Source organism: Lamprobacter sp., assembly GCF_034860625.1.
GTDB lineage: Bacteria > Pseudomonadota > Gammaproteobacteria > Chromatiales > Chromatiaceae > Lamprobacter.
In genome coordinates, this window is the sequence record NZ_JAYESN010000661.1 from 1 (window position 1) to 841 (window position 841).

Genomic DNA, 841 nt, shown 5'->3' on the forward strand with positions numbered 1-841 from the left:
ATGGATGGATGAGGCGATGATCGCCACCATCCATGGCTGGTGTCAGCGCATGCTGCACGAGCATGCCTTTGCCACCGGCGGGCTGTTCGAGCGTACCCTGGTGACGGACCAGCAGGACCTGATCGCCGAGACCCTGCGCGATTACTGGCGCAAGCACTGCTATGGACGCCCGCTCGCCGAGGCGCGCTGCATCCGCGAGGTCGCCGCCTCTCCGGAGGCGCTGCAAGGCAAGCTCAGCGAATGGCTGAAACGCCGCGATGCCCAACTCTGCTACCAGGGTCAGCCGCTCGATGGTGACTGCCTGCAGACGGCGTTGGCCACGCGGATCGGGCAGCGCGCGGCCGAGGAGGAAGCGCGCAGGCTGTGGCGTGAGGGGCGGACTGTGATTGAGGAACAGTTGCGCGAGCTGCGGCCCAATCTCAACGGCCAGAAGCACGGCAGCGCCAAGCCTGAAGGGTTCGAGCAGGTTCTCGGCAAGATCGGGGCCTGGTCGCAGGGCGATCAGGCGCCAACCCAGCTGCCGCATTTCGCTCGGGGCGCATTCGTCTTTAAGCAAAACGCCCCAGTCAAGATCGAGCCCCAGCACCTGGTCTATGATGCCCTGGCCACCTGGCAGCAGAGCCTACAAGCCGTCGATGCCGCCAACCCCAACGCAACCCCCTCGCTCGAGGCCTGCCTCCTCGCCCATGCCGCGCACTGGCTGGCCGAGGAGCTGCCGCGCCGCCTGCGCATCCGCGCCGAGATGGGCTTCGATGAACTGCTCAGTGAACTGGCCGCTGCGCTCACCCCCGCCGATGACAACCCGAGCGCCCAGGCCCAAGCCGCCGCGCTCGCGGCCACT

1 pseudogene is annotated in these 841 nt (G+C 67.4%); it reads left to right on the plus strand.

The features are described from left to right. Positions 1-16 precede the first annotated feature (16 nt). A pseudogene (locus tag VBE63_RS30595) lies at positions 17-841 on the plus strand (exodeoxyribonuclease V subunit beta); the annotation flags it as partial.